The sequence below is a fragment of the Williamsia sterculiae genome (assembly GCF_900156495.1).
Taxonomy (GTDB): domain Bacteria; phylum Actinomycetota; class Actinomycetes; order Mycobacteriales; family Mycobacteriaceae; genus Williamsia_B; species Williamsia_B sterculiae.
Genome location: NZ_FTNT01000010.1, coordinates 205,872 through 212,779, shown reverse-complemented (window position 1 = coordinate 212,779; position 6,908 = coordinate 205,872). Strand labels below are relative to the sequence as shown.

General features: G+C 67.0%; 8 protein-coding genes. 2 read left to right on the top strand and 6 right to left on the bottom strand.

Annotation, left to right across the window (positions count from 1 at the left end):
* Nucleotides 1-478, top strand: a 478-nt coding sequence (locus tag BW971_RS16420) for a formyltetrahydrofolate deformylase (RefSeq protein ID WP_143690418.1), incomplete at its 5' end; no start/stop codon positions are given.
* 59 nt (nt 479-537) lie between these two features.
* Here BW971_RS16420 and BW971_RS16415 read toward each other — a convergent pair.
* The 6 genes from BW971_RS16415 to BW971_RS16390 form a co-directional block, all read right to left on the bottom strand.
* A complete protein-coding gene (locus tag BW971_RS16415; RefSeq protein ID WP_076481769.1) occupies nt 538-2,022 on the bottom strand; it encodes a cryptochrome/photolyase family protein in 1,485 nt (494 codons plus the stop codon).
* The gene (locus BW971_RS16410; protein WP_076481676.1) at nt 2,022-3,008 is read right to left on the bottom strand and encodes an LmeA family phospholipid-binding protein; all 987 of its coding nucleotides are present in this window, start codon (nt 3,006-3,008) and stop codon (nt 2,022-2,024) included. Before BW971_RS16410 ends, BW971_RS16415 begins: the two co-directional genes overlap by 1 nt.
* A gap of 55 nt (nt 3,009-3,063) precedes the next feature.
* Nucleotides 3,064-3,891, bottom strand: coding sequence for a nitrilase-related carbon-nitrogen hydrolase (locus tag BW971_RS16405; protein WP_076481674.1), 828 nt, complete (start codon nt 3,889-3,891; stop codon nt 3,064-3,066).
* 10 nt (nt 3,892-3,901) lie between these two features.
* On the bottom strand, nt 3,902-4,609 hold the full coding sequence (locus BW971_RS16400; RefSeq protein ID WP_234974438.1) for a class I SAM-dependent methyltransferase: 708 nt from the start codon (nt 4,607-4,609) through the stop codon (nt 3,902-3,904).
* A 74-nt stretch (nt 4,610-4,683) separates the two neighbouring features.
* The gene (locus BW971_RS16395; protein ID WP_076481672.1) at nt 4,684-5,196 is read right to left on the bottom strand and encodes a DUF2505 domain-containing protein; all 513 of its coding nucleotides are present in this window, start codon (nt 5,194-5,196) and stop codon (nt 4,684-4,686) included.
* Between the two features lie 61 nt (nt 5,197-5,257).
* The gene (locus tag BW971_RS16390) at nt 5,258-5,767 is read right to left on the bottom strand and encodes a DUF2505 domain-containing protein (RefSeq protein WP_076481670.1); all 510 of its coding nucleotides are present in this window, start codon (nt 5,765-5,767) and stop codon (nt 5,258-5,260) included.
* 24 nt (nt 5,768-5,791) lie between these two features.
* On the opposite strand from BW971_RS16390, the gene BW971_RS16385 reads away from it, so the two are divergent.
* Nucleotides 5,792-6,901: a UDP-N-acetylmuramate dehydrogenase gene (locus tag BW971_RS16385; RefSeq protein WP_076481667.1), complete on the top strand. Its 1,110-nt coding sequence runs from the start codon at nt 5,792-5,794 to the stop codon at nt 6,899-6,901.
* Nucleotides 6,902-6,908 lie beyond the last annotated feature (7 nt).

The following is a 6,908-nucleotide window of genomic DNA, read 5'->3' as shown; positions in this document are numbered from 1 at the left end:
CGACCTCGAGGACTTCAGCACCCGTCTCGGAGCGCCGTTCCATCACATCGACTTCGCCGACGACAGAGTCACGGCGTTCGACGACATGCGCGCGTTGGTCGACGGATTCGACCCGGACGCGGTGGTGCTGGCGAGGTTCATGCAGATCCTCCCCGAGCAGTTGTGCCGGGACTGGTCGGGCCGGGCCATCAACATCCACCACAGCTTCCTGCCGTCCTTCGTCGGTGCACGGCCGTATCACCAGGCGTACGACCGGGGAGTGAAACTGATCGGTGCCACCTGTCATTACGTCACCTCGGAGCTCGACGCCGGCCCGATCATCGAGCAGGACGTCATCCGGATCGATCACTCGGACTCCATCGCCGACATGGTCCGGCAGGGTCGTGACATCGAGAAGTTGGTGCTGTCCCGCGGGTTGCGCTGGCACCTCGAGGACAGGGTCTTGGTCCATGACGGAAAGACGGTGGTCTTCACCTGACGTCGGCGCGGCCGGCGGACGCGACGAGCATCGGGGTCGGTCACGACCGCGCATGATAATCAGAACGTCTCGCGATGCGCTTCCTGTTCGAGGAGTGGTTCCAGGTCCGCCAATCGGTCCATCGATGAGACCGCCCGGCGGGTGCGCTGGTTGGCGGCCAACCGGTCACGGTGCCGGTGGGTGAATGCCCAGTAGCCCGCCGTGAACGGACAGGCATCGTCACCGACCCGCACCTTGGGATCGAAATCGCAGTCGCGACAATGATCGGTCATCCGATTCAGATATGCGCCGCCCGAGGTGTAGGGCTTGGTCGCCATCAAACCTCCGTCGGCGTGCTGGCTCATCCCGACCACGTTCACCGGCATCACCCACTCGTAACCGTCGACGAAGTTCGCGGTGAACCAGCGGGTCAGCTCGGCAGGATCGTATCCGCGTTGCAGCGCATGGCTGCCCAGGATCATCAGCCGTGGGATGTGGTGCACCCAACCACGTTCGCGGACACCGCGCAACGCGTCGGACAGACAGCGCGCGGTGACGGCATCGGCGTCGAGTTGGGTGAACCAGTCGGGCAACGGGGTGTGCGCATCGAGTTCGTTGCGGTCGACGTAGTCGGTGTCGAAGTGCCAGTACAGATGCCAGACGTATTCTCGCCACCCGAGGATCTGTCGGATGAAACCCTCGGTGCTGGCCAGTGTCGAGGCACCGTCGCGGTAGGCCTGCTCGGCGGCGTGCACCACGACCAGCGGATCGAGTAGCGAGAGGTTCAACGGTACTGACAGCAGCGAATGTGACATCGGCCAGTCCGCAGCCATCACCGCGTCCTCGTAGGGGCCGAAGGTGTCGAGCCGCTGGTCGACGAACGTGCGTAGCGCGCGGTCGGCCTCATCGGCGGTCACGGCGAACAGTCGGGGCCCGTCCTGCCCCGACCAGTCGACATCGAGATCGTCCAGATCGGCCCGGACCCGGTCATCGATCTCGTCCTCGGTGGGCCACCACGGCTGCGGCACACCGAGTTCACGCCGACGCTTGGGTGGTGGCTCACGGTTGTCGGCGTCGAGGTTCCACGAACCACCGACCGGTTGGTCACCGTCCATCAGCACGCTGAACCGTCGCCGCTGGGACCGGTAGAAATTCTCCATCACGAAGCGGCGGTTGGTACCCGCCCATTCCTCGAAATCCGCTCGTGACAGGGCGAATGTCGGGTTGGGCAGTACCTCGGCGACCAGACCCTCGTCGACCAGGCGGTGGACGAAGTCGTGCGCCGACCGCGATGACGGTTCGTGCACCACGACCGGCCGGCCCAACTCCCGCAACGCTTCCCGGTACCCGTCGGCACGCAGATACGCGGAGCGGTCACCGAGCTCGTCGTCGAGGTGGCGCATCCCCGACAGCAGAAGATGGGCCTTCTGTCGGTGACCCGCCCGACGCCGCAGCGCCGATCGTGACTCGACGAGCACCACCTCGCGATCGACGTTGTGGTCCGCGCCATGGATGTGCGGGCCGAGTTGATCGGCGAACAACCACAGGGGCGCGGGGGTGGACATCAGGCCGCACACGCCCCCGACGAGGAATTGCTCTGCGTGTTCGACGACCCGGTGGTCTGTGAGTTCAGCGGCACATCCGTGCCGTCGACCACGAACTCGACGCCGGAGTCGGTGACCTTCAGCGACTGGAAGTTCAGCGCGTCGAACAACGGCGGGAAGAGCTGGCTGCGGAGTCCGTCGATGATCACCTGTGCGATATTCGACGGCACGCCGATCCCGAAAGCGCTCAGTTTCACCGCCTGGAAGGTGATCTTCCCGTTCTGGAGCTGTGGTTTGAGTTCGGCGGTGACCGGGACGTCGAGGATCAGCACCGAGGCGTTGGCCTTCACGGTCACCGTGCCCGCGGCGGCGTTGCCGGTGAGGCTGGTGATGGTCGCACCGGACTGCGACGTACCCGACGTGCTGGTTCCAGACCCGCTCGAGTTCTGGGTCGCGCTCATGTCGGTGATCCGGGAGAACGGCAGATAACCGTTGCCCTGTATCGACTTCGCCGTGGAACCCTGGTCGTTGTTCTTCAGGTCCTCGGCCTTGACGTGAAGCTTCATCGCGCTGGTGTCACCGCTCGAGTCGTTGGTGTCCACCTGCACCGACGGCACCGTTCCGGTGGCCCACTGCCACAGCATCGGTGTCTTGGACAGCGACACCGAGGTGGAGGTGCCCGTGATCGAGCCGAAGGACTGCTGCAGGCAGTTCTTGACGTTGTTGCGCAGGTACAGCTCACTTCCCACCCCGGCGATCACCACGATCAGCACCAGAGCGGCCGCGGTCAACGACACGATCAGGCCCACGCGGCGCTTCTTCCTCGGTGGCTGCGGCGGCGGTTGTTGGCCGGGTGCCGCGTACGGCGCGGAACCGTGCTGGGGTGCGCCGGGTCCGGGATGGAAGTCCGGCGGCACCGGCGCGAACTCACGGGTGTCGTCGACGGGACGCGATGGATCGGTCCGGCGGGACGCACCAGGATTCTGGGGGTCATGTGGCTCATTCATCACGATCGATTCTGCCCGGCGAGTGTGAACCGGGCGTGAGACTTCTCTGAGAGAGTCACGCCTGCACCGGTCCGGTCGGCTGGAGTCGACGGTTGGCCGCGACCGCCATCGCCTCCCGAGCCGCCGACGCTTCCTCGAGGTCTATGTCGAACACCCGCAGTTCCGGGCCGTCACCGAACTCGGCGATAGGCACCCCATGGGGCGATGACAGCACGCTGTGACCGATCCCGGTCGGTGCCGACGACGCGCTCGCATCGGGATCGTCGGGCAGCGCCTGATCGACCGCGACCACCCACGCCTGCACGTCGAGCGCACGGGCCGTGGTCAACAGCCGCCATTGTTCGAGTTTGCCTGCACCCGCGCCCCAGGACGCGGGGAGCACGATCAGTCGGGCCTCGCGGTCGGCGAGTCGAGCGAACAACTCCGGGAACCGGACGTCGTAGCAGGTCGCGACCCCGACTGTTTCTCCCGTGACGGTGACGGTGACCGGTTCCGACCCCGGCTGCACGGTGTCGGATTCGGCGAAACCGAAGGCGTCGTACAGGTGGATCTTGTCGTAATGCTCGACGTTTCCGTCGGCACCGACGATGAGCAGTGTGTTGCGGATGCGTCGACGGTCGCCGCGGATGTCGCCGGGGGTGAACATCCCGACCACCACGGCGATGCCCTGTTCTACGGCTGCGGCGCGCACCGCGGTCGCCCATTGCCCGTCGAGCGGTTCGGCGACGGTGTCCAGGCGCACCCCGAATCGGCACATCGACGCCTCCGGGAACACCACGAGGTCGGCGCCGTGTGCTGCGGCGTCGGCGATCCCAGCTCGGACCGCGTCGAGATTCGCCGACGGGTCGGCGGTGCTGGAGACCTGGGCCATCGCGACGCGCATGACTGCCACCTTACGAAACGTCTGTCGGGGCCACGACCGACCAGGGGACGGTCAGCAGGTTGTCCACCCCGCGTCGGCGCGGGATCTCGCAGGGCACGCCACGCTCGCGCAGCAGCTCCAAGGTCTGGTGCCAGCGCACCCGCGGGCCGTAGGGAGCGTAACCGGCTGCGACGGCCCAGCATCGGTCCGCGGCCTCGAGCAGGTCGTGGACGGGTTCGCCGGCCACATTGCGGTGGATGAGTGCCTTGGGCAGCCGTTCGGCCAGTTCGGAGGGCTGATCGGTGTGTGCGGGGTCCCACGCCAGCGTCAGCGAGACCGGGCGTCGCGCGTCGAGGAGCACCCAGGTGCACCGCCGCCCGATCTCGTCGCAGGTGCCCTCGACAACGACGCCGTCGGGGTGCAGTTGTCGCTGCATACGAGCCCAGGCGTCGCGCACCTCGTGCTCGTCGTATTGCCGCAGCACGTTGAATGCCCGCACCAGGTGCGGACGCAGACCGGCCAGTTCGAAGCCGCCGCGTCGGAATCGCACGCCGTCGCGGTCGTCGACCACTCGATCCGGGTCGATCTCCAGGCCCACCGTCGCCAGGTGGGGAATGCGGCGGCGTAGACGGTGCGCCATCTCGACGGTGGTGTCGGGGCGGCCGCCGTACCCGAGGTCCACCGCGAGCGGTGTCGCCGACGAGGTGAGCGCCCCCAGCACCCGCCGGTCGGTGACCATCCAGCGGTCCACCCGACGCAGCCGGTTGATGTTGGTGGTGCCGCGGGTGATCCGGCCCTCCGGGGGCGGTTGGGTCAGAGGTTCTTCGCGATCCAGTCGGTGGTGAAGGTGGCCTCCTCGCGGAACAGGTCCACCAGGTTGACCAGGATCAGTTGTTCGAGTTTGCCGTTGATGAAGGGGAGGAACACCTTGACCTCGGTGGTGCGCCGGTTGGTGGAGCCGGTGTCGGTGTCGAACAGCTCCTGCCATCCGGTCAGACTGCCCGGACCGGCGGGGATCGAGGCGTCGTAGGTGCCCTCCGTCTTCTCCGCGTCGTAGGGCGCCAGCTTCTCGTGGCGGGTGATGATCATGTCCTTCTTCATCACCGTCTGGGCGATCGGCGGAAGCTCGCTGCGCGGCAGGACCTGCGTCAACGTGACCGACAGACCGTTCTCCTCGTCGAAGGAGAACTCCTCGATGTCCGACTTCGGGGTCAGCTTGCGGAACTCGTCCATCCGCTGATCCCACATCTCGCGCGAGGTGAGCGCCTGGTAGACCTTCTCGGTGGGAAGCGTGTAGCGCGCGGAATAGCTCAGACGTCGTGCCATGGGTGTTGACACTACAAGTGCCATACCGGCGCGTGCGCTACAAGGTCGCGCAGACCACGGATCAGGGGTGCTGGGTCGACCAGTCGGCGGTGAACCGCGCCTCGTTGTCCAGGAGCTGGATGAGGCTGGACACGATCATCCCCTCGATGCGACCGCCGACCAGGGGGATCTTCACCGTGACGGTGCCGTCGTAGGTCACCACGCACTTCTTGTTGTCGTCTCGGGGCCCCAGGGTGACCGTGCCCTCGGCGGTCGCCGGCGTGCCGTGGACGTCGGCGGCGAAGGTTCCGGCACCGGAGTCCTTCGGACCGCGGGTCCACTTGACGGTCCGCGCGATGGGCAGATCACCCGACCGGATCCGGGTGACCGCACTCGGCAGCTTGTCGGCGGGGATGGTGTGGAGGAGCGCCACGGTGACGGAGTCGTCGAGTACCTCGACGTTGTCGATGGTGGTGGTCAGTTCCCCGCCCGCCGCGGTCAGATCCAGCCAGTAGTCCTTGGAACCGATCACCGTCCAGAAGCGATCGACCGAAAACGGGTACGTCACGGAACGCTGCAGCTTGCTGGACATGGGTGGGACGTTACCCTCATCCGGATGAGCGACGTCCGGCGATTGGAATCCCTCACCACGCTGCGACTGGGCGGACCGGTCCGCGACGTGGTGCGTGGTGAATCCGTCGACGAGTTGGTCGAGGCGATCACCCGGTTGGACGCCGCGGCCGAACCGATACTGGTGGTCGGGGGTGGGTCCAACATCGTCGTCGGCGACGACGGATTCGACGGCACGGTGGTGTTGGTCCGCAACACCGGTGTGGCATTCGACGAGGAGGGCGGCACGGCGTACGTCACCGCCGGTGCCGGCGTGAACTGGGACGATCTGGTCGCCGAGACCGTCGATCGTGGATTCGGGGGACTCGAGGCATTGTCGGGTATCCCCGGCTGCACGGGGGCGACTCCGGTGCAGAACGTCGGCGCCTACGGAGTGGAGGTCGCCGACGTGTTGCGCGGCGTGCAGCTCGTGGACCGGCGTGACGGCAGTGTCGCGTGGGTGACTCCCGACGACCTGCACCTGGCCTATCGCACCAGTGCCCTGAAGAATCGGCACGAGAAGGTGGTGCTGGCGGTGTCGTTCTGGCTGCGCGACGACGGCCGCAGCGCACCGGTCCGATACCGCGAGCTGGCCGAGCGGCTCGGCGTCGAGGCCGGCGCACACGCTCCGGCGGCGCTGGTCCGTGAGACGGTGCTGGCGTTGCGTCGCGGCAAGGGGATGGTCCTGGATGCCGACGACCACGACACCTGGAGCGTGGGTTCCTTCTTCACCAACCCGATCCTCGACGCGGCTGCCGCCGACGCGGCGGTGGCTCGCATTCAGCACGCGGTGGGTGCTGACGTCCTGATTCCACGATTCCCCGGCCCCGACGGCAGCGTCAAGCTGTCCGCGGGCTGGCTGATCGAACGGGCGGGTTTCCACCGCGGCCATCCCGGTCCGGACGCACCCACCCGGCTGTCCACCAAACACACCTTGGCACTGACCAACCGGGGGCGGGCCACCACGGCCGACCTGTTGGCCCTGGCTGCCGAGGTTCGGGACGGGGTGCGTGGTGTGTTCGGGGTGACTCTCACGCCCGAGCCGGTGTTGGTGAACTGCGGGCTGTCCGATGCAGGCGGATACGACGTGGTCAGGGCACCGTCGGGGATTGGGTAAAGTCGTG

Excerpts from the sequence above, each read along its gene's own strand:
- BW971_RS16415 (WP_076481769.1), bottom strand. The coding sequence starts at position 2,022 with ATGTCCACCCCCGCGCCCCTGTGGTTGTTCGCCGATCAACTCGGCCCG.
- BW971_RS16390 (WP_076481670.1), bottom strand. The coding sequence starts at position 5,767 with ATGTCCAGCAAGCTGCAGCGTTCCGTGACGTACCCGTTTTCGGTCGAT.
- BW971_RS16400 (WP_234974438.1), bottom strand. The coding sequence starts at position 4,609 with ATGGTCACCGACCGGCGGGTGCTGGGGGCGCTCACCTCGTCGGCGACA.
- BW971_RS16410 (WP_076481676.1), bottom strand. The coding sequence starts at position 3,008 with ATGAATGAGCCACATGACCCCCAGAATCCTGGTGCGTCCCGCCGGACC.
- BW971_RS16405 (WP_076481674.1), bottom strand. The coding sequence starts at position 3,891 with ATGCGCGTCGCGATGGCCCAGGTCTCCAGCACCGCCGACCCGTCGGCG.
- BW971_RS16385 (WP_076481667.1), top strand. The coding sequence starts at position 5,792 with ATGAGCGACGTCCGGCGATTGGAATCCCTCACCACGCTGCGACTGGGC.
- BW971_RS16395 (WP_076481672.1), bottom strand. The coding sequence starts at position 5,196 with ATGGCACGACGTCTGAGCTATTCCGCGCGCTACACGCTTCCCACCGAG.